We start from the raw sequence: 20527 nt of genomic DNA, 5'->3' as shown, positions 1-20527 counted from the left end.
GCCGCGGGGTCGGGTCAGCGGGGGACGACGAGGCCGCCGGTGACTGCGAGCCGGCCGTCTCCGGTGGCTACGGCGAGGGCGGTCTCCATCCGGGCGCGGACCGGCGGGGTGACGCGGTTGCCGCCGAAGAGGCGGTAGGTCTCTTTGACGAGCTCGTCGAGGCTGATGCCCATCGCCGTGTCGGCGACGAAGACGAGGGCGTTGGCGATCTCCCGCAGCGCGACCTCGTCGAGGGGGCGCTCCTTGAGCGGACCCGCATACCGGCGAAAACCCTTCCACCGCAACGGGTCTCGCGACTCCGGCCAGACGAAGCCCTCTTCGGGGTCGCGCCGGAGGTCGCTCGGGACGACCCGCCGGAGCTCGGCCGCGCGCTCCTCGGTGACGCGCGTCAGGCCGTGGGCGTGACCGACGAGACGCGCGAGCCGGCCGGTGCTGACCGGGCCCTCGATCTCGACGATGTGCCGCATCAGGTCCCCGACCAGGGCCGTCTTGCGCGGGGAGCTCTGGACCTCCAGGGCCGAGCGGGTGCCGATGACGTCGGTGACGTAGGGGGCGAACTCCTCGTCGACCCGGCGTGCGGAGCTCCCCAGCCGGACGGGGTCGAGCTCGTCGGCGGGCAGTCCGTCGGTGGGCGGCCGACCGACGGGCAGCCCACCGGGGGCCGGGACAGCCTCGTCCACAGGAGCGTCCTGGATCTCCGACCGCACCCCGACGACGACCCGCTCACCGACCACGAGGGGTCGGTCGGAGGCCGCTCGGGTCGCGCGGACCAGGTCGGCGACCACGGCTTCGCGGTCGGCGAGCCAGGCGGGCAGCCACACTCGCGCGACCCCGGGCCAGCCCATGACGTGCTCCAGCACCGTGATGGGCAGGGCATCGCGGTCGCTCGTCGTGAGCCTCGCCGCCCAGGCAGGGGAGTCGAGCAGGACTGCGAGAGAGGGGCTCTGGCCGGGCAGCCCCGAGGCGAGGTCGATCTGGAAGTCGGAAAGCCCGACGGCGGTCTGCACCTCGAGCCCGGCAGCGCGAAGCGCCTCGGCGATCTCGTCCCGGTGCCGGTCGACGCCGATCCGGCTCGGGGCCGGAGCCGCGCTGGAGCCGTCGACGCGGGAGACCGCGGAGAGCGAGGCCGCGACGCCGTACTTGGCGAACTCGAGATAGCGTCGGAGGTCGCGGATGCCGGTGGAGGACGTCTCCGCCACCCGCAGGTCCTCGGGGTCGAAGGACGAGAACACCATCACGCGCCTCCGGGCGCGCGTCACCGCGACGTTGAGGCGCCGCTCCCCACCACTGCGGTTGAGAGGGCCGAAGTTGAGGGGCAGGACGCCGTCGTCGCCCACCGAGAACCCCGTCGAGAAGCGGATGACGTCCCGCTCGTCGCCCTGCACGTTCTCGAGGTTCTTGACGAACAGTCCGTCGGTGCGAGCGGCCAGCGACTCGGCCACACCGTCGACGCCGCTGTCCCAGAGCAGCTGCTCGATCAGACCGCGCTGCTGGAGGTTGAAGGTGACGATGCCGATCGAGCGCTCACGGGCGCTCCAGCGACGCAGCACCTCGGCGACGACCGCCGCCGCCTCGACCGGGTTGGTCCGGAGCAGCATCCGGTCGTGGTCGGTAGTCCGGGCCATCGGTGCGTCCTGGGGACTCGGTGCGTCCTGGGGGCCCGACCGCGTGGCCCGGGCCACGGCCGAAGGTCCGATCGTGCGGGTGCGCCGGCTGCGCAGGAAGGTGCCCGGCACCCGGGTGAAGGAGACGCCGGTGTCGTGCACCTGGGCAGGGTGCGCCGGAAAGCTCGAGAGCCGGTCCTCGTAGTAGGCCGCGTTGGAGAAGGCGATGAGCGACTCGTCCTGGCTGCGGTAGTGCCACGACAACCAGAGCCGGTTGACCCCCGCCTGCACCGCCTCGGTCAGGATGCTCTCCTCGTCGGCCACCACCTGGAACTCCGCCTCGAGGTCGTCCTGCTCCTCCACGGCGAGCTGTCCGAAGGAGGACGGCGGCATCTGCTTCGAGTCGCCCGCGATCACGGCGGCGTCGGCCCGGCCGAGCGCCCCGATGGCATCGGCGACGGTGATCTGCGACGCCTCGTCGAACACGACGAGGTCGAACGACATCGCCCCCGGCGGGATGAAACGCGCCAGCGAGTCGGGGCTGACGAGCACGCACGGCGTGATCGCCCCGATCACCTCGCCGTAGTCCTCGATCAACCGACGAACGCTCGATCCCCCACGCGTGCGGCCGATCTCGCGCTCGAGCCGGCCGACGGTGCCGAACAGCGCTCCGGGTCGGAAGGGACGCTGGCCGAGCAGCGAGGCCGGCAGGGCGGTCGAGAGGGTGGCCCGCAGCCGCGCCGAGGCGGACACGAACTGGGCGACGGTGCGGTCCTGCCGGACCACGTCGAAGGACGAGAACCCTTCGGACTCCCACCGTTCGGCCTCGGATGCTGCGGCCAGTCCGCGCTCGACCGCCGCCGGGGCCTCGTCCGCGCCGACCGCCCCGGTGAGCAGCTCCCACCGGGCTGCGGGCAGTCGGGCCGCCAGCGGGGCCAGGGCGTCGCTCGCCTCGACCCACCGGCCGAGCAGCGCCGCCCGCGGGCGGTCCGCGGAGCGTGCTGGACGCGTCGCGTCCCAGGAGAGCAGCAGCCCCCGTCCCTGGGCGAAGGAGGCGATGGAGGAGGCGTCGGCGGAGGTCAGGGCGAAGACCGTGCCGAGGGCGGGGAGGGTCGCAGCCAGCGCCTCGTGGACCGTGGTCCCGTATGCCGCGTTGTCGAATGCCGCATGGCCCGCCGTCGCGCCGCCGGTGCGCGCAGCCACCAGGGACGTGGCCAGCGAAGGCGGCAGGAGGTCGAGCAGCCGCCGATCGTGCGACACGGCCTCGGCGCAGGCCTTCGCCCGCGCCCACCCGTCGTCCATGAGCAGGTTGAGATCGGTGGGAAGGCCCTCGCACCCCGGCAGCGCGCGCCACGACCGGGCAACGGCGTCGGCGTGCCCGGCCACCACGCCGACCCGGTCCACGCGAGCCGTCAGTCGCTTCGCCTCCACCGGGATGCCGGGTCGCAGGTGCGCCAGCACCGGCGCCGCCGCGGCTAGCAGCCGCCCCTTGCGGCCGATGAAGAAGGAGGCGGCCGCCTCGCGCAGCGCCTGCCGCACCGGCTCCAGGGAGACGCCGACAACCCGCGGGTCGAAGGTCGCGAGCACGTCCTGGGCGTCCGAACGCAGTGCCTCGGAACGCTGGAGCAGCTCGTCGAGCGCGGCCTGCCACCGGGCGGTGCGCGACTCCACCACCGCCAGCACGGGGGCCGACCGCGGTGAGATCAGCCGCGAGACGATCTCGAGGTCGTCGAGGCCCGAGACCCCGAGCACGACGTCCCGGACCTGCGGAGATGCGGCGTCAACCAGGCGCAGCGCCTCCGTCACGGCGGCGTCGCCGACGTCGAGCGCTGACCACAGCGCGGTCAGGTCTCCGGGTCGCGACAACGCGAACCCCCAAGCGGGACAGTCGGTCCGGCCCAAGGAGGCGAGAGCGGGAACAGCAGCGGTGACACAACCGCGCACGTCGTCGAGCTTGGACCCCGACCCCGACCCCGACACCGCCTCGGGCGGGACCGTCGCCATCGCTCCCTCGCCGCGGGCGAGGCGCTGGTTGTGGGCCGAGTAGAGCGTCAGGCCGGCGGCGTTGGGCGCGTGGACGCGGGCGGCATACCCCTCGAGGAGGCGACCGGCGGCGGCGACGTCGAGGGCGGCGACGCGGTAGCCGTCCTCGTCGGGCGTCACCGCGCTCGCGAGCGCCGTGCGCAGTCGCGCGCGCACCTCGGTGGGGCGGGCGTTCTCGTCGTGCAGGTCGAGGGCGAAGGGCAGCAGCCCGACCTCGGCGAGCCGGTTGCGGACGACGTCGAGGGCCGCCCCCTTCTCGGCGACGAAGAGCACCCGGCGACCCTGGGCCATCTGGTCGGCGAGGATCCCGGTGATGGTCTGGGACTTGCCCGTCCCGGGCGGGCCCTCGAGGACGAAGCTCGCGCCGACCCGTGCGGACGCCACAGCCTGCGCCTGCGCCCCGTCGGTCGGCACGGGGGCGCCCGCCACCACCTCGTCGAGGTCGATCGCGTCGAGGTCGGGCGGCTGCCCGGCGGAGAAGCTGTCGCTGGGGGACAGTGCGAGATGGCGCACGAGCGGCCGTTCGAGGAAGGACTCCCAGTGCTGGTCGAGGTCACGCCAGAGGAGGTAGCCGGTGAAGGCGATGATCGCGAGGCGGGCCTCGCTCTCGACCCGGAAGGGGAGCCCGGAGTCGGCGATCGCCTCGCGCACCCGGGTGATGACCGCGTCGACGTCGACGACGTCACTGCCCGGCAGGGTCGGCAGGTCGGCCGACGACCCCAGCCCGTCGACCGTGAAACCGTGCTCGATCCGCAGCTTCTCCAGGAGGCTGTGGTTGAGGGTGACCGCCCCCGACTCGTCGAAGGCGATGCGGAAGGGCAGCACGACGCCCTTGATGTCGACGGGGGCGAGCAGCAGCGGGGCCGACAGCTCGCGGTCGCCGAGGCGCCAGTCGAGGCGGCCGAGCGTGAGGTAGAGCGGGTTGGCGCCGGTCTCCTGAAGGGTCGTCCGGGCGCGGTAGCGCAGCCGCTGCATGGCCGCCTTGTGGACGTCGCGGGCATAGCCTGAGTAGATCGTCGAGCGCTGGGCGAGCATCGAGCGCTGGACGTCACCGGGTAGCGCGTAGGCGTCGTCCACCGTGCGGCTCACGACCGCGCCGGACAGGTCGTCTACCGCCCGCACCGAGATGGTGCGTCCCTCCTGGAGGATCCTCGCGAGCAGGCCGAGCTGCTCGCTCGGCGTGACGAGGGGCGCCATCGTCATCGGGGGGCTGAGGTTGAGCAGCTTGTTGCGCAGGGTGAGGTCGAGCAGGGCGTTCTTCCAGGCTTGGACCCGAGGCGGGGGCGGCGGGCGGGTCGCGGCGTGGGCCCCGGCGAGCATGGCGGCAGGCGGGGTCAGGGACGCCGCCGCCGACGCGGCATACGCCGTCGAGAGGTCGGGTGGGTGGTATTCCACGATCTCGACCACCCCGTCGTCACGCACCCGGCGCGCCGGGACGGGGAGGATGCGCGTCAGCCGGGCCGTGCCGACGTCGACGACGCCGACGAGCTCACCGGTGCGACCCTGGAAGTAGGTGTCGCGCGGTGCCTGGCTCGCGCGCCGGAAGAGGTCCTTCGGCGGCCGGCGCTCGCGAGTCACCATCGTGGTCTCGACCACCCCCATCCGCTCGAGGTCGACGGCGTTGGCCGCGCTGCCGGTCTCCAGGCTGCCGGCGTCGGGCAGCCCGAGGCCCGACTCGCGCCAGTAGCCGAGGAAGGCGTGCCCGCGGGCGAGCCAGAGGACCGGGGCGATGCCGATGTGCTCGAGGCAGGACGCGAGGGTGATCGTCGTGTCGAGGCAGGTGCCGAGGCGCCCCCCGAGGACGTCGCCCGGGGTGCGGACCTTCTGGCCGTAGCCCCAGCTCGCCGGTGCCTCGATGTAGTGGAGGTCGCGCTCGAAGACCGCGTCGAAGACGGCTTGGACGATCGCGTCGCGCCGCTCGCGCCGGACCTCGGTCGACGCGAGCGACCCACTGCCCGTGTGCTTTTCGAGGATGGTTGCGGCCTGCGCCACCACCGGAGCGACCGCCGGGTGGTTGGGCTGCACGAAGGTGGCCAGCATCTCGAGTGACAGCACCGGGGCCGTCGGGTCGATCGTCCACTGGCGGGCGGCGAGGACGCGGACCGGCGTGTGGGAGACGGTCTGTGTGCCTGCTCCGGGTATGCCGCCCGCCCCGACGGTCACGGTGACCACCACCTCGGCCGTTGTCTCCTCCTCGAGCCCGGCGACCGCGGCGGGATCCAGCCGCACCCCCGGGTTGTCGATGACGAGCGGCACGTCGCCACGCACCGACTCGAGGTGCTGGCGCCAGGGCCGGGTGAGCAGGTGACCGTGGGCGTCGACGATGTCGGCCGTGACGACGACGTCGTCGAGCGCGATGGTGCCCGTGGGGGGTTCGACGACGATGCGGTGGAGGAAGGCCAGGCCGCAGTGGGCCATCGCGTAGTTGACGACGGGTGAGGTGAGCACCTCGACCCCCAGCCCCTGACCCATGCGTTTCAGCGTAGGGGACGCCAGCGACACCCGGCGTGCGTCCTAGGGTGACCCCATGACCGTCGTCCAGGGAATCGTCCTCGTCCTCCATCTGCTCGGGATGGCCGCGATCCTCGGCGGCTGGTTCGCCACCCGCCACGAGGGGCGGGTCCACCCCGCCATGCTCTGGGGCGCCCGGGCCCAGATCCTCACCGGCCTGATCCTCGTCGGGCTCGTCGAGGCGGCGGCCGACCCCACCGACCCGCCGAACCACCCCAAGATCGCGGTCAAGCTCGTCGTGGCGCTGAGCGTGGTGGCCTGCATGGAGATCGCCAACGCCCGGCAGCGTCGGGCCGGCGTCGGCGAGGTGCCGCGGCCCGGCGGCCGGTCCGGCGGCAGCGCGACGACGGCGGTGGCCACCGTCCCGGCCGTCACCCTCGTCCGGGTGGGCGCTGCCCTGACGCTCCTCAACGTCGTCATCGCGGTGCTCTGGACCTGACCGGCCCAGGCCGGCGACGGAGGTCTCAGGGGATGAGCAGCAGCTTGCCCGTGGTCCGGCGACCCTCGAGGTCGTCGTATGCCGCGGCCGCCCCGGTCAGCGGATAGCGCCCACCGATCTCGATCTCGAGGTCTCCGGAGGCCAGTCCGCCGAGGATCTCGGAGACCCGCCACTCCAGCTCGGCACGCGTCGCGATGTAGTCGCCCATCGTCGGGCGGGTGAGGAAGAGCGACCCCCCGGCGTTGAGCCGCTGGATGGAGAACGGCGGCACCTGACCGGACGCCGCACCGAAGAGGACGAGCATGCCGCGGCGCCGCAGCGAGGCGAGCGACGCGTCGAACGTCGTGCGTCCGACGCCGTCGTAGACGACGTGCACGCCCTCGCCGCCGTTGGCCTCGCGCACCGCGGCCGCGAGGTCGGCCGGGTCGTCGAAGGTCGTGTAGTCGATGACGTGGTCGGCCCCGAGCGCCGTGGCCTTGGCGATCTTGTCGGCCGTGCTCGCGGTGCCGATGAGGGTGGCCCCGCGGTCCTTGACGAGCTGGACGAGCAGCTGCCCCACCCCGCCGGCGACGGCGTGTGCGAGCACGGAGTCGCCGGCCTGCACGGCATACGTCGAGGTGACCAGGTAGTGGGCGGTGATGCCCTGCAGCATCGCTGCCGCGGCGGCCTCGAGCCCGAGGTCGTCGGGGACGACGATCGCGTCGGCCGCGCGGATCGTCACGTGCCCGGCGGCGCTGCCCGGGCCGGTGGCCCAGGCCACGCGGGTGCCGACGTCGAGGGTGACACCGTCGCCGACCGACTCGACCGTGCCCGCACCCTCGTCGCCGAGGACGAAGGGGGTGGTGACGGGGTAGATGCCCTGGCGCAGGTAGACCTCGCGGAAGTTGACCCCGACCGCCGCGACCTCGACCCGGATCTCACCCGGCCCGGGCGCTGCCAGCTCGCGGTCCTCCACGGTGAGCACGGAGGAGTCACCGGTGCGGGGGACGACGAGCGACGGGGTGGTGAGGGTGGAGGTCATGTCGCCAGCGTAGGTGGGTCTGCTGACACCTTTCGGGACGGTGTCTTCCATAACGTCATGTTGGGTATCCCATAACGTGAGACAGGGCAAGAAAGGGCTTGAGTGCGCGCGCCGGCGACTGCTCCAATGGGGTCATGGCCAAAGAGACGACGCCAATGCGCAGGGGTATGCCGGTCACGGCACCCGCGTCGCGCCACGTCGCCTGCCGCTGTTGTCGCCCGGTCTGACCCTCGTTCCGACCCCTCCCGACCACAGCCCTCGAAGGACCTCTCGTGAGCATCGGCACCATCGGCACCATCGGCACCATCGGCACCATCGGCACCATCGGCACCCTCCACCCCACCCTGCTGCACCCCACGCTCGTCCCCGCCTCCGCGACGGAGCTCCAGCGGATCGCTGCGTACTACGCCCGCAACCCCAACCTCGGCGTCCTGCTGCGCGGCACCGGCGAACGCAGCTGGGCCCGTCTCGCCGACGACTCGGGGGTCGAGCTCTGGCTGATCTCGTGGCCCGAGGACACCGAGACCGGCTGGCACGACCACGGCAGGTCGGTCGGCGCGTTCGCGGTCGCGAGCGGCAGTGTCGTCGAGCAGACCTGGGCGACCGGCGCGGTCCGGCAGCGCCGGCTCGCCGCCGGTGACTTCCGGTCCTTCGGTGTCCGGCACGTGCACAACGTGCGCGGGTCGGCTCCGGGTCGGTCGCTCACCGTGCACGCCTATGCGCCGCGGCTGCTGACGATGAACCGGCACGAGCTGTCGGCGCAGGGGCCGCGTCCGGTCGGCACGACGAACGAGGGAGCGGGCTGGTGACCGCCACGGCGACCGCTCGCTCTCGCCGAGCCGAGATCGACGGGGAGACACGGCTCTTCTCCGGCCAGGACGCCGTGGAGCCTGCGACGACGGCCCCTCCCGGTGTCGTTGCTCCGGGGGACGCGGTGTCGGTGGAGGACCTCGTGGTGGAGGCGCGCACGACCTACGAGCGGGTCTCGGCGCGTGCGGCATACCAGTGGGCGCTGTATGGCCGCGCGGTGATCGTCGACATCCGGCCGGCGGCGCAGCGGGCCGCCGAGGGGGAGGTCCACCCCGACCTGCGACCGGTCGTCATCGAGCGCAACGTCCTCGAATGGCGGCTCGACCCGACCAGCGAGGCGCGCCTCGACTGGGTCACACCGGACAGCCGGGTCGTCGTCCTCTGCCAGGAGGGTTACGCCTCGTCGCTGGCGGCGGCAAGCCTGAGCCGGATCGGGCTGCGGCGGGCCACCGACGTCATCGGCGGCCTGCGCGCCTGGCGGGAAGCGGGCCTCCCGGTCGCCTGATCCGCGGTCTCACCTCGACCGGGTGATCGCCTTCGCGATGATGACGCGCTGCACCTCGCTCGTGCCCTCATAGAGTCGGAAGAGGCGGGCGTCACGATAGAACCGCTCGACCGGCACCGCGTGCATGTAGCCGGCGCCGCCGTGCACCTGGACGGCGCGGTCGGCGACCCGCCCCACCATCTCGGAGCAGTAGAGCTTCGCCGCCGAGGGGGCGAGCCGCTGGTCGGTGCCCTCGTCGTACTCGCGCGCTGCCTCGAGGACCATCGCGCGGCCGGCATAGATCTCGGTGTGGCAGTCGGCGAGCATGCCCTGCACGAGCTGGAAGTCCGCGATCCGGGTCTCGCCCTGACGGCTCGCCGTCGCCCAGCGGATGCTCTCGTCGAGCATCCGCTGCGCCAGACCGACGCAGATCGCCGCGATGTGCAGCCGACCCTTGGCCAGCGACTTCATCGCCGCGCCGAACCCCACGCCCTCCTGACCGCCGACCAGCGTTGACGCGTCAACACGGACCCCGTCGAAGGAGACCTCGGCCGTGCTCGACCCGCGCTGGCCCATCTTGGGGTCGTTGGGCCCGATCCGCAGACCCTCGGCGTCGGCGGGGACGACGAACACCGAGATCCCCTTGGTCGTGCCGCGCTCGCCCGACGTGCGGGCGAAGACCATGAAGACGTCGGCGCGGGTGGCGTTGGTGATGTACTGCTTGGCGCCGTCGATGACCCAGCCGTCGCCGTCGGGCTTGGCGCTCGTCCGCATCCAGCTCGGGTCGGACCCGGCCTCCGGCTCGCTCAGCGCGAAGGACGCGACCAGCTCGCCGGAGGCGAACTTCGGCAGGTAGTGCTGCTTCTGCTCCGGGGTCCCGTTCTTGGCGACGACCTGCCCGGCGATCCCGTTGTTGGTCCCGAAGAGCGACCGGAAGGACGGCGTCGTCCAGCCCAGCTCCATGGCGAGGCGGACCTCCTCGCTCATCGTCAGCCCGAGGCCGTCGTACTCCTCGGGGATGGCGTAGCCGAACAGCCCCATGGCCTTGGCCTGCTCGCGGATCCGCGTGGGGATCTCGTCGGTCTCCTCGATCTCGTCCTCGGCCGGGACCACGACCTCGCGGACGAAGTCGCGGACCGTGGCGAGGACGGACTCGAACTCTGCTGCCTCCATGGCGTTACCTCCGGAGCCAGCCTACGAGGTGGCCGCGCGTGACGCCGGCCACTAAGCGGTAAGGACTCAGCCGCGCACCTCGTCGAGCAGGCGGTGCAGACGGACGCCGTCGGTGAAGCGCGGGGCCCTGGTGCCGCCGTCGCGGAGGTCGGCCAGCACCCGCCGGTAGGTCTCGGCCACGTTCTGCGCCTCGGCGGGCAGCCGACCGTCGGGACCAGACAGCGTCCGAGGCCCACGCTCGCTGATCACCTCGGCGACGAAGGGCGCCATCTGGGACTGCTGGGCATAGCCGGGCACGACGCGCTCGGTGCGCAGGGTGACCTTGCCACGCGTGCCCTGGATGACCACCTCGGTGGTGGGGTCGGGGTCGCCGTACCACGCCAGGACCGTGCCGACACCGTCCGGCCCGACCCGGAGGCCGGCCCGGAAGACATCCGGCGCCGTCGCGGGGATCCGCTCACTCGTCCCCTCGAGCCGGTATGCCGCCCGGGTCACCGCCGTGGCGCCGTCCTCGACGGCGATCCCGCCCAGACCGGAGACCAGGTGGTCGAGCAGGTCGAGGACGTGTCCGCCCTGAACCTCGACGTCGCCGGCCCGGGAGTCGGCGTCGAGCGTGTAGAGCCGCTCCCGGTCGATGGTGTTGTCGTGTCCCCTCAACGCGGAGGACCGGGCGGCGAGTGAGGTCACGGTCCCGATCTCACCGGCGGTGAGCAGGTCCCTGACCTGGCCCACGACCGCGTCGGCGCGGGTCTGCAGGCCGACGAAGGCCTGGATCCCGGCGCGTTCCGCAGTGGCCGTGAGGGCCTCGGCCTCCTGCGTCGACCGGGTGAGCGGCCACTCGCAGTAGACGTGCTTGCCGGCGGCCAGCACGGCCTCGACGAGCTCGACGTGGAACGGCACCTTCACCGTGATGACGGCGAGGTCGACGGCAGGGTCGGCCGCCAGCTCGCCGGGATCGAGATACCACGACTCTGCTCCGGTCAGCTCGGCCGCACGCCGCGCCGAGTCCTCCCGGGTGGTCCCGACGGCGGTGATCGCGAGGCCGGGGACGCGGGCGAGGGCGGGGACGTGGGCGCGGAAGCCCCACCCGAAGTCGGGGTTGGCGCCGATCAGGCCGACCCCGAACACCCGGGGGCCGCCGTCGATGGTCGTCATGCCGGGCTCTTGTTCGATATCATTCAAACAACCTAGCAGGTGTTCGAGAGAATTAGAACAAGGAGTCCCGTGACGGTGATGTCGGTGAGCCTCGATGGGGTGCTGCAGGCGCTGGCCGACCCGGTGCGTCTCGAGATGGTGCGCCGGCTCGCCGCCGCAGAGGACGACCTGCCCTGCGGTGGCCTCTACGAGGACGTCGCGAAGTCCACGGCCTCCTACCACTTCGCCCTGCTGCGGGAGTCGGGCCTGCTCGAGCAGTACGTCGTCGGCAACCGCAAGTTCAACCACCTGCGGATCGCCGAGGTCGAGGTGGTCCTTCCCGGCGTGCTCACCAGTGTCCTGGCGGCGTTGGCGCCCCGCCCGTAGCCAGACGTCGTCGGCGGCCCTGGGAAAGAGGGGGCGTCCTACTCGATCGCGAGAGCCGTCGCCGGCGCGACGCGGGCGGCACGCCTCGACGGGAGCCAGGCAGCCGCGACGCCGGCGACGAGCGCGATGACGACGACGAGGAGGAGCCGGCTCCACGGGATGACGAGGGGCACGGGGGCGATGGCGCCGAGCAGCGCTGTGGCACCGACATACCCGTAGCCGACACCGAGCAGTGTGCCGAGGAGCGCGCCGACGACGGCGAGCAGCGCGGCCTCGATGCCCAACGATCCGCGCAGCTGTCCCCTGTTCAGTCCGAGAGCCCGCAGGAGGGCCGACTCCCGAGCGCGCTCGAGGACCGACAGGGCGACGGTGTTGCCCACGCCGACGAGGGCGATGAGGACGGCGACCGCGAGCAGTCCCGTCACGATGAGGAGCACCACGTCGACGATGCCCTGGAACTCGACGCGCTGGGGCGCTGCGCCGTCGACCGACACGCCCTGGACGCCGGAGAGCGAGACGCCCAGCCGGTCGAGGACCGGACCGGGGTCGCTCCCGTCGCTGAGGCGCACCAGCAGCGTGCCGGTCTGCGGGGTCGCTCCGGCGGCGGCGAAGTCGCTCGTGGCGGCCATCACCGGCGCGAACGGTTGCTCGACGACGTGGACGGTGACGGGCCGAGACCCCAGGAGCGTCCGGCCGCCGTCGGTCAGCCCGTGCTCGCCGGCCACGAAGCCCGCGACGACGATCGTCCCGGGGCGGACGAGGGCGAGCGAGGTTTGCGCGTCGGACCGCAGGACCGACCCGATGGTGTCGGTGGGGACCCCGACGACCGACTCCGGGGCGCCTCCACCGGTGCCCACACGGAGGTCCGCGCGCGTCAGCGTCACGGTCCGCGCGACGCCGTCGGTGCGACCCACGGCCGCGATGACCTTTGCAGTCAGGGCGCCCTCGACAGCGGTAACCTGCGCATCGACGGGGTAGCGCGCAGAGAGGTATTGCTCGATCGCTCCCTGCGCCGAGACAGCGGCGACGCTCATCATCGTGATCAGGGTGACGCCGACCAGCAGGGCAGAGGAGGTGGCTGCGGCGCGCGAGGGGTTGCGCACGGCGTTCTCCACGGCGAGGTCAGCGGGTGTGCCGGCGAGCCGCCGCGGGATCGTGCCCATGACCCGGACGAGGGCCGGGACGACGGCGACCGCGCCGACGAGGACCCCGACGAAGGAGACCATCCCGCCCGGTATCGCGATCGCGAGCTGACCGGCCCGGGCGCCGAGGACGAGGCCGGCGGTGCCGCCGACGAAGAGGACTGTCGCAGAGACGAGTCGGACGAAGCCGGCTCGGGTGCGGGTGCTCGCCGGTGCCTCGGAACGCAGCGCCGCGAGCGGCGCCACGCGGGTCGCCCCGAGCGCCGGGAAGAGGGCCGCGATGACGGTGACGAGGGTCCCGGCGAGGATGGGCAGGACGATGCTGGACGCGCTGATCCCCAGCTGCTGCAACGGGAACGGCGTGTCGAAGCGTCCGGACACCGCAGACACGACGGCGGCGGCCCCGATGCCGAGGCCCACCCCGAGGGCTGAACCCCCGACCCCGATGGTCACCGACTCGAGGAGCACCGAGCCGAAGACCTGTCGGCTGGTGGCGCCGACGCAGCGCAGCAGCGCGAGCTGCTGGACGCGCTGCGCGACGAGGATCGCGAAGGTGTTGGCGATGACGAGGGCGGAGACGAAGAGCGCGACCGCGGCGAAGGCGAGGAGCAAGAGGGTCAGGGACTCCGTGCCTCTCAGCGCATCCCTGACGCGGGCGTCGGCCTCGTCGGCGCCGGTGCGCACGGTGGGTGGTGCACCACCCCCGGGTGCCGCCGCCGGAGTCGCCGCGATGGTCGAGGCGACGGAGCCGCGCAGGGTCGCGTCGTCGACCCCCGGCCGTCCGACGACGCCGATCTGGTCGAGACCGGTCGACCCCGACAGCGTGGCCATCGTCGCGGGCGTGGCCAGCAGGAGCCCCCGGCCGCTGAACCGTCCGCTCCCGCTCGTGTCGACGACGCCCGAGACGGTGAGGTGACGGTCGGTGCCGCTCGCGTCGGTGACGGTGATCGGGCTGCCCGGAGCCAGGCCGGCCCGGGTCGCGATCGACGTGGAGACGACGACCTGGTCGGCGCTCGCCGGACCGGCGCCGGAGACCGTCCGGAGGGTGGGGGTCTGATGCCATGTCGTTGCGGCAGTGAGGTTCTCGGCCGAGCCTGCGATGCGGACGTGGGTGGTGACAGTGCCCTCCACGCCGGCGACGCCGTCGAGCCCCGACAGGGCGACGAGTGCGCTGGCGGGGATCGTCTGGTTCGGCCCGTCGGTCGCGGCGGTGACGACCACGGCATACCGGGCCAGGTCGTCGGTGATCCGGGCCCGCACGCTAGCGCCGAGGGTCGCGGAGACGACGAGGGTGGCCGCGACGAACCCGACGCCAAGGACGATCGCCAGGGCGGTCGCGGCATACCGGCGGGTGCATGTGCGCAACGAGCCGAGGGTGACCTGCAGCACCCGTCAGGCCCCGTGCGCCGACAGCTCGCGCATCGCGTCGAGGACGGAGTCGTTGGTCGGGTCGACGAGCTCGCCCACGAGGCGACCGTCGGCGTGGAGCACCACGCGGTCGGCGTATGCCGCGGCCATCGGGTCGTGGGTCACCATGACGACGGTCTGGCCGAGGTCGGCGACGGATCGGGCGAGGAAGGTGAGCAGCTCGGCGGAGGTGGCCCGGTCTAGGGCTCCGGTCGGCTCGTCGGCGACGATGACGTCCGGTCGCGTGACGAGGGCCCGGGCGGCGGCGACGCGTTGCTGCTGGCCGCCGGAGAGCTCGCCCGGGCGGTGGCCGAGGCGGTCGCGCAGTCCGAGGGTGTCGACGACGGCGGCATACCAGTCGGGGTCGGGACGGTGTCCGGCGAGCTTGAGGGGGAGCAGGATGTTCTGCTCGGCGGTGAGCATCGGCAGGAGGTTGAAGGCCTGGAAGACGAAGCCGACCCGCTTGCGACGGGTGAGGGTGATCGCCTTGTCGGACATGCGGGTCAGCTCGGTGTCGCCGAGGAACACGTGGCCCGACGTGGGGGTGTCGAGACCGGCCACGCAGTGCATCAGCGTCGACTTGCCCGAGCCCGACGGGCCCATGATCGCGGTGAACTGCCCGGCGACGAAGTCGACGGTCACCCCGTCGAGCGCCCGGACCGCTGCGGCCCCGGAGCCGTAGACCTTGACGAGGTCGACGGTGCGGGCGGCCGACCCCGTGGTCGTGGTGGAGCCGGAGCGCAGTCCTGCAGTGATCGTCATGGTGGCAACGCTAGGGATCCGCTGTGGGACGGCACATCGTCCTCAGGTGCCGAGCGACCGGTACCTGCCTACGACCCTGGTCGCAGTGACCCGCTCGACTCGGAGTCGAGTGGGTCCGGGCGGGTATGCCGCGCGCCCGCGGGCGATACTGCGGGCATGGACCTCGCACAGACGCCGGCCGACCGCTTCGCGGACCTCGCGGACTACCCCTACGAGCCGCGGTGGAGGTCGCTGCCGGGCGGGGTGCAGATGGCCTACGTCGAGACCGGCCCCCCCGACGGGCCGACGGTCGTGCTGGTGCACGGCGAGCCGACCTGGGGGTACCTCTACCGCCGGATGATCGGACCTCTCACCGCCGCCGGTCTGCGGGTCGTCGTGCCCGACCTCGTCGGTTTCGGGCGCTCCGACAAGCCGACGGCGTCGGCTGACTACTCCTACGCCGGGCACGTCGAGTGGCTTCGGGCGGCGCTCTTCGACCTGCTCGACCTGCACGACATCACCTATGTCGGGCAGGACTGGGGTGGCCTGATCGGGATGCGGCTGCTGGCCGAGCACCCCGATCGCTTCGCCCGCGTGGTGATGGCCAACACCGGCCTTCCCACCGGCGACGTGCCGATGCCCGAGGTCTGGCAACGCTTCCGGCAGATGGTGCAGCAGGGCGATCACCTCGACGTCGGCCGCATGATCGACTCCGGCTGCCTGCGCACCCTCTCCGACCAGGAGAAGGCGGCCTACGACGCGCCGTACCCTTCGGAGCTCCACCTCACCGGCGTCCGGGCCTTCCCCGGGCTGGTCCCCAACACTCCCGACGATCCGGCTGCGCCAGCGAACAAGGCTGCGTGGCAACGGCTTTCAACGCTGGAGGTGCCGTTCCTCACTGCCTTCAGCGACAGCGACCCGATCACGCGCGGCGGCGACCGGTGGATGCGCGAGCGGATCCCTGGAGCGGCGGGGCAGCGGCATACGACGATCGCGGGGGCGGGCCACTTCCTCCAGGAGGACCAGCCGGAGCGCTTCGCCGAGGTCATCGTGGGCTTCGTCCGGGGTTGACGTGGACGGACGAGGCGGGCTTGACTCGGAGTCGAGCTGGCCCGGTCAGCCCTGGCCGACGTGGACGAGGCCCGTCTCGTAGGCGAGGACGACCATCTGGACCCGGTCACGCAGGCCGAGCTTGCGCAGGACCGCGCCGATATGGGTCTTGACGGTCGCCTCGGCGAGGAAGAAGCTCGCGGCGATCTCGTGGTTGGTCAGGCCCTGCCCGACGGCGACGAGGATCTCGCGCTCGCGGTCGGTCAGAGGTCTCAGCCGGGCCTCGGCGAGCTCCGTGCCCATCGGTGGGCCGCCGCCCGGGACGCGCGTCACGGGCGTGACGAACGCGTCGATGAGGCGTCGGGTCGTGCTGGGGGCGACCACGGAGTCGCCGGCGTGCACCGCCCGGATCGCCGCGAGCAGGTCGGTGGGGCCGACGTCCTTGAGCAGGAAGCCGCTCGCGCCGGCCTGGAGCGCAGCGAAGGCGAACTCGTCGAGGTCGAAGGTCGTCAGGACGAGCACCCTGGGCGGATCGGCATGCTCGAGAAGCCGTTTCGTCGCCTCGACGCCGTTGAGCCGCGGCATCTGGATGTCCATCAGGACGACGTCGGTCGGCACGGCTCCGGGGCCGGTCAGCGCATCGAGCGCGGCCTGACCGTCGCCCGCCTGACCCACCACCTGCATGTCGGGGGTCGCGTCGAGCACCATGGCGAAGCCTGCGCGCACGAGCTGCTGGTCGTCGACGAGGAAGAGCCGGATCGGGTCGCTCATGCGAGGAGAGCCTTGTCTGCCGGTGCTGCTGGCGTGGGCGCCTCGTCGGGTCCGCCGGCGACGGGGATGGTGGCCGTCACGGCGAACCCGCCCGAAGCCTGCGGGCCGGCGAGCAGCCACCCACCGGAGGCCGACACCCGCTCCCGCATCCCGACGATGCCGTTGCCGAGCCCGTCGCCCGCCGCCAGGTCGCCCTGCCCGTCGTCGGACACGCTGATCCGGAGCGCCCCCGGGATCCGTTCGACGGCGACGTGCGCCGTGGCTCCCGTGCCGGCGTGCTTGAGGACGTTGGTCAACGACTCCTGCACCACCCGGTATGCCGCGAGGTCGACGTCGCGGGTCAACCCGCGCGGGTCGACGGGCGAGTGGCTGCCGGTCGTGACGCGCAGCCCGGACGACCGCACCCCCTCGAGCAGGCAGTCGAGGTCGGCCAGCCCGGCGACGGGCGTGAGCTCGACCCCGGTGCCGGGGTCGCGCAGCACCCCGACGACCCGCCGGGTCTCGGCCAGCGCCGACTGCGCGGTCGTGGCGATGGTCTGCAGGGTGCGGGTCGCGTCGGCGCGCTCCCAACGCTGGGCGTGCTCGGCGGCATACGCCGCGCCGTGCGCCTGGACGATGACGACCGACAGGGAGTGGGCCACGATGTCGTGCATCTCGCGCGCCATCTTGGCGCGTTCGACCTGTGCGGCGATGAGGTCGCGCTGCTCGCGGTCGCGCCGCAGGATCGTGTTGCTCTCGCTGAGCTGCTCGATGATGCTCTCCCGGCCGCGGATGAGGTTGCCGACGACCCAGACCAGTCCGACGGTGATCGCGAGGAAGAAGGCGCTGAAGGCGATCTGGACCGCGCTGCGCTGCTCGAAGCGGAACGCTCCGAGGATGCTGCCGAGGATGCCGAAGCCGAGGGCGAGCAGCCGGGTCCGGAAGGAGGGGACATGGGCCGCCACGGTGTAGATGACGTAGAGCTGGGCGACGTTGGCCGGCAGCAGCGACGGCAGGAGCGCGATCTGGGCCAGCGAGAGGACCACCATGACGGCCATGACCCCGACCGGCCAGCGGCGGCGGACCGCGAGCAGGGCGATCGTCACGACGGAGAAGGTGTCGGCGAGGCCCCCACCGACGTTGTCGACGCTCGCCAGGCCGAAGGTTACGAGGATCCCGAGCATGATCGAGGTGTCCACGATGACGACGTGGGCGCGCGACCACGCGTAGAGGCGGGACGTGAGCATGCTGTCCAGCCTAGGCTCGCGGGCCTTCGGCGACATCACTCCACGGTCGGAGACGCCGCCCGGGCGCCACCTCGGTGTCGGCCCCCGGACGTAGGGTGGAGCCCGAGATGAGCACCCTCTTCGACGACCTCGACCTCCCCACCCCGCAGCCGCCGGGGCGGGCCGTCGTGGGGGACGGATACGGGGCCGGATACGCGGACCCCGGCTCGTCCGGGGTCGACTCCCGGGGGGTCCCGACGTGGGCGGCCGCCGGCGGGGAGCCGGAGCCCGGCCAGGGTGCCGGTCGCCGCGGGCAGGACCCGGAGGAGCTGCTCGAGGGGCTCAACCCCCAGCAGCGCGAGGCTGTCGTCCACGAGGGGCCGCCCTTGCTGATCGTCGCCGGCGCCGGATCCGGCAAGACGCGCGTCCTCACCCACCGCATCGCCTATCTCCTCGCTGCCCGGGGGGTCCAGCCCGGCCAGATCCTCGCGATCACCTTCACCAACAAGGCCGCCGGCGAGATGAAGGAGCGCGTCTCCGAGCTCGTCGGCCCGCGCGCCAAGGCGATGTGGGTGCTGACCTTCCACTCCGCCTGCGTGCGGATCCTCCGGCGCGAGGCGACCCGGCTCGGCCTCAAGTCGACCTTCTCCATCTACGACGCCGCCGACAGCCAGCGGCTGATGACCCTCGTGCTGCGCGACCTCGACCTCGATCCGAAGCGCTACCAGCCACGGGCCTTCTCCCACGCCGTGAGCAACCTCAAGAACGACCTCATCGACGAGGAGACGTATGCCGCGACGGCCGCGGCCGGCAGCCACCACGACCAGCGCATCGCGGAGGCCTACGCGGCATACCAGCGCCGCTTGCGGCAGGCCAACGCGATGGACTTCGACGACCTCATCATGACGACGGTGCACCTCCTGCAGGCGTTCCCCGACGCGGCCGAGCACTACCGGCGCCGGTTCCGGCACATCCTCGTCGACGAGTACCAGGACACCAACGTCGCGCAGTACCAGCTGGTCAAGGAGCTGGTCGGGCCCGCGCTGCCCGAGGGTGCGCCCGCTCACGCCGTGCCCCCCGGCGAGCTGTGCGTCGTCGGCGACGCCGACCAGTCCATCTACGCGTTCCGCGGCGCGACGATCCGCAACATCGTCGAGTTCGAGCTGGACTACCCCAACGCCCGGACGATCCTCCTCGAGCAGAACTACCGTTCGACGCAGACCATCCTCGCCGCGGCCAACGCCGTCATCGCCCGCAACGAGGGGCGGCGCGCCAAGAACCTCTGGACCGCCTCCGGCGACGGCGTCCCGATCGTGGGCTACGTCGCGGACAGCGAGCACGACGAGGCGGCGTTCGTCGCCCGGCAGATCGACGCGCTCGGCGACGCCGAGGGCGTGCGGCCGCGCGACGTCGCGATCTTCTACCGCACCAACGCGCAGTCCCGCGCCTTCGAGGAGGTGCTCGTGCGGGTCGGGATGCCCTACAAGGTCGTCGGCGGCACCCGGTTCTACGAGCGCAAGGAGATCAAGGACGCCCTCGGCTATCTGCGCGTCGTGTCCAACCCCCTCGACACCGTCAACCTGCGCCGCATCATCAACGTGCCCAAGCGAGGCATCGGCGAGCGGGCCGAGGCCTGTGTCGCGCAGCTCGCCGAGCGCGAGCGAATCCCGTTCGTGGCAGCGCTCGGTCGCGCAGCGGATGCGCCGGGCATCGCGACCCGCTCGGTCGCCGCCGTCGCCGTGTTCACCACGCTGCTCGAGCAGCTGCGCGAGACCTGGGACAGCGGCTCGGGCGTCGCCGGCCTGCTCGAGGCGGTCATCGAGAAGAGCGGCTACCTCGCGGAGCTGCGCGCCAGTGCCGACCCCCAGGACGAGAACCGGGTCGAGAACCTCGCCGAGCTCGTCGAGGTGGCCCGCGAGTTCGACGAGGAGCGGGTCGAGACGGGGGAGGAGATCTCGCTCGAGGACTTCCTCGAGCGGGTGTCCCTCGTCGCCGACGCCGACAGCATCCCCAACGGCGACGACCGGGGGCCGGGCTCCGACGGTGGCGTGGTCACCCTGATGACGCTGCACACCGCGAAGGGACTCGAGTTCCCCGTCGTGTTCCTCACCGGCATGGAGGACGGCACCTTCCCCCACATGCGCTCGCTGGGTGACCCGAAGGAGCTCGAGGAGGAGCGGCGGCTGGCCTACGTCGGCATCACCCGGGCGCGCGAGCGGCTGCACCTCTCCCGCGCGGCGGTCCGCTCGGCCTGGGGGTCACCCCAGTACCACCCGGCCTCCCGCTTCCTCGACGAGATCCCCGAGGGCCTCGTCGACTGGCAGCGCACCGACACCGCGATCGACGCGTCCCGCTCGGGGCGGCGGCTGCCCGGGTCCGCGATGGAGTCGTTGGCGACGCGGCGGGAGATGACCCGGGTCGGCTCGAAGCCGGTCATCAAGGTCTCCGCCGGCGACCGGGTCAGCCACGACACGTTCGGTCTCGGCACCGTCGTGCGGGTCGAGGGGGATGCCGACAAGGCGATGGCCCACGTCGACTTCGGCGAGGAGACCGGCGTCAAGCGGCTGCTGCTGCGCTACGCCCCGCTCGTCAAGCTCTGACGGGG

The 20527-nt window shown here is 72.5% G+C and carries 14 protein-coding genes; 6 read left to right on the top strand and 8 right to left on the bottom strand.

Annotated features, from left to right (window positions below):
- Positions 1–14: 14 nt before the first annotated feature.
- On the bottom strand, positions 15–6119 hold the full coding sequence (locus tag Q0R63_RS08715) for a DUF3320 domain-containing protein (protein WP_295696391.1): 6105 nt from the start codon (positions 6117–6119) through the stop codon (positions 15–17).
- Between the two features lie 55 nt (positions 6120–6174).
- Between Q0R63_RS08715 and Q0R63_RS08710 the strand changes: the two genes are divergently transcribed.
- Positions 6175–6597, top strand: coding sequence for a hypothetical protein (locus Q0R63_RS08710; RefSeq protein ID WP_295696389.1), 423 nt, complete (start codon positions 6175–6177; stop codon positions 6595–6597).
- Between the two features lie 25 nt (positions 6598–6622).
- On the opposite strand, the gene Q0R63_RS08705 is transcribed toward Q0R63_RS08710, so the two are convergent.
- Positions 6623–7618: a quinone oxidoreductase gene (locus Q0R63_RS08705; protein ID WP_295696386.1), complete on the bottom strand. Its 996-nt coding sequence runs from the start codon at positions 7616–7618 to the stop codon at positions 6623–6625.
- A gap of 272 nt (positions 7619–7890) precedes the next feature.
- On the opposite strand from Q0R63_RS08705, the gene Q0R63_RS08700 reads away from it, so the two are divergent.
- Both Q0R63_RS08700 and Q0R63_RS08695 read left to right on the top strand, forming a co-directional pair.
- Positions 7891–8427: a hypothetical protein gene (locus Q0R63_RS08700; protein WP_295696384.1), complete on the top strand. Its 537-nt coding sequence runs from the start codon at positions 7891–7893 to the stop codon at positions 8425–8427.
- A complete protein-coding gene (locus tag Q0R63_RS08695) occupies positions 8424–8933 on the top strand; it encodes a rhodanese-like domain-containing protein (protein WP_366521092.1) in 510 nt (169 codons plus the stop codon). Before Q0R63_RS08700 ends, Q0R63_RS08695 begins: the two co-directional genes overlap by 4 nt.
- Before the next feature lie 9 nt (positions 8934–8942).
- Here the strand turns inward: Q0R63_RS08695 and Q0R63_RS08690 are convergent, their stop codons facing one another.
- Both Q0R63_RS08690 and Q0R63_RS08685 read right to left on the bottom strand, forming a co-directional pair.
- On the bottom strand, positions 8943–10085 hold the full coding sequence (locus Q0R63_RS08690) for an acyl-CoA dehydrogenase family protein (RefSeq protein ID WP_295696382.1): 1143 nt from the start codon (positions 10083–10085) through the stop codon (positions 8943–8945).
- A gap of 66 nt (positions 10086–10151) precedes the next feature.
- Positions 10152–11240: a Gfo/Idh/MocA family oxidoreductase gene (locus Q0R63_RS08685; protein ID WP_295696379.1), complete on the bottom strand. Its 1089-nt coding sequence runs from the start codon at positions 11238–11240 to the stop codon at positions 10152–10154.
- 84 nt (positions 11241–11324) lie between these two features.
- On the opposite strand from Q0R63_RS08685, the gene Q0R63_RS08680 reads away from it, so the two are divergent.
- Entirely contained in the window at positions 11325–11606 is a 282-nt protein-coding gene (locus tag Q0R63_RS08680; RefSeq protein WP_295696377.1) for a helix-turn-helix domain-containing protein, read from the top strand.
- Positions 11607–11644: 38 nt separating this feature from the next.
- Here the strand turns inward: Q0R63_RS08680 and Q0R63_RS08675 are convergent, their stop codons facing one another.
- Positions 11645–14113 carry an FtsX family ABC transporter permease gene (locus Q0R63_RS08675; protein WP_295696375.1) on the bottom strand — a complete coding sequence of 823 codons (2469 nt, stop codon included), beginning with the start codon at positions 14111–14113 and terminating at the stop codon, positions 11645–11647.
- 27 nt (positions 14114–14140) lie between these two features.
- A complete protein-coding gene (locus tag Q0R63_RS08670; RefSeq protein WP_295696372.1) occupies positions 14141–14917 on the bottom strand; it encodes an ABC transporter ATP-binding protein in 777 nt (258 codons plus the stop codon).
- Between the two features lie 156 nt (positions 14918–15073).
- Between Q0R63_RS08670 and Q0R63_RS08665 the strand changes: the two genes are divergently transcribed.
- Positions 15074–15967: a haloalkane dehalogenase gene (locus Q0R63_RS08665; protein WP_295696370.1), complete on the top strand. Its 894-nt coding sequence runs from the start codon at positions 15074–15076 to the stop codon at positions 15965–15967.
- Positions 15968–16012: 45 nt separating this feature from the next.
- Here the strand turns inward: Q0R63_RS08665 and Q0R63_RS08660 are convergent, their stop codons facing one another.
- Positions 16013–16717: a response regulator transcription factor gene (locus Q0R63_RS08660; protein WP_295696368.1), complete on the bottom strand. Its 705-nt coding sequence runs from the start codon at positions 16715–16717 to the stop codon at positions 16013–16015.
- A complete protein-coding gene (locus tag Q0R63_RS08655) occupies positions 16714–17943 on the bottom strand; it encodes a histidine kinase (RefSeq protein WP_295696366.1) in 1230 nt (409 codons plus the stop codon). The genes Q0R63_RS08660 and Q0R63_RS08655 overlap by 4 nt, the downstream gene beginning before the upstream one ends.
- A gap of 107 nt (positions 17944–18050) precedes the next feature.
- On the opposite strand from Q0R63_RS08655, the gene pcrA reads away from it, so the two are divergent.
- Entirely contained in the window at positions 18051–20522 is a 2472-nt protein-coding gene (pcrA, locus tag Q0R63_RS08650) for a DNA helicase PcrA (protein WP_295696364.1), read from the top strand.
- Positions 20523–20527 lie beyond the last annotated feature (5 nt).

Source organism: Lapillicoccus sp., assembly GCF_025353065.1.
Lineage (GTDB): Bacteria > Actinomycetota > Actinomycetes > Actinomycetales > Dermatophilaceae > Lapillicoccus.
The sequence above is the reverse complement of the archived record's forward strand: the minus strand, read 5'-3'. Positions and strand labels throughout refer to the sequence as shown.

Bases quoted from the DNA above. Each gene is read 5' to 3' on its own strand.
- Q0R63_RS08715 (WP_295696391.1), bottom strand. From the start codon at position 6,119: ATGGGTCAGGGGCTGGGGGTCGAGGTGCTCACCTCACCCGTCGTCAAC.
- Q0R63_RS08710 (WP_295696389.1), top strand. From the start codon at position 6,175: ATGACCGTCGTCCAGGGAATCGTCCTCGTCCTCCATCTGCTCGGGATG.
- Q0R63_RS08705 (WP_295696386.1), bottom strand. From the start codon at position 7,618: ATGACCTCCACCCTCACCACCCCGTCGCTCGTCGTCCCCCGCACCGGT.
- Q0R63_RS08690 (WP_295696382.1), bottom strand. From the start codon at position 10,085: ATGGAGGCAGCAGAGTTCGAGTCCGTCCTCGCCACGGTCCGCGACTTC.
- Q0R63_RS08685 (WP_295696379.1), bottom strand. From the start codon at position 11,240: ATGACGACCATCGACGGCGGCCCCCGGGTGTTCGGGGTCGGCCTGATC.
- Q0R63_RS08670 (WP_295696372.1), bottom strand. From the start codon at position 14,917: ATGACGATCACTGCAGGACTGCGCTCCGGCTCCACCACGACCACGGGG.
- Q0R63_RS08665 (WP_295696370.1), top strand. From the start codon at position 15,074: ATGGACCTCGCACAGACGCCGGCCGACCGCTTCGCGGACCTCGCGGAC.
- Q0R63_RS08660 (WP_295696368.1), bottom strand. From the start codon at position 16,717: ATGAGCGACCCGATCCGGCTCTTCCTCGTCGACGACCAGCAGCTCGTG.
- Q0R63_RS08655 (WP_295696366.1), bottom strand. From the start codon at position 17,943: ATGCTCACGTCCCGCCTCTACGCGTGGTCGCGCGCCCACGTCGTCATC.
- pcrA (WP_295696364.1), top strand. From the start codon at position 18,051: ATGAGCACCCTCTTCGACGACCTCGACCTCCCCACCCCGCAGCCGCCG.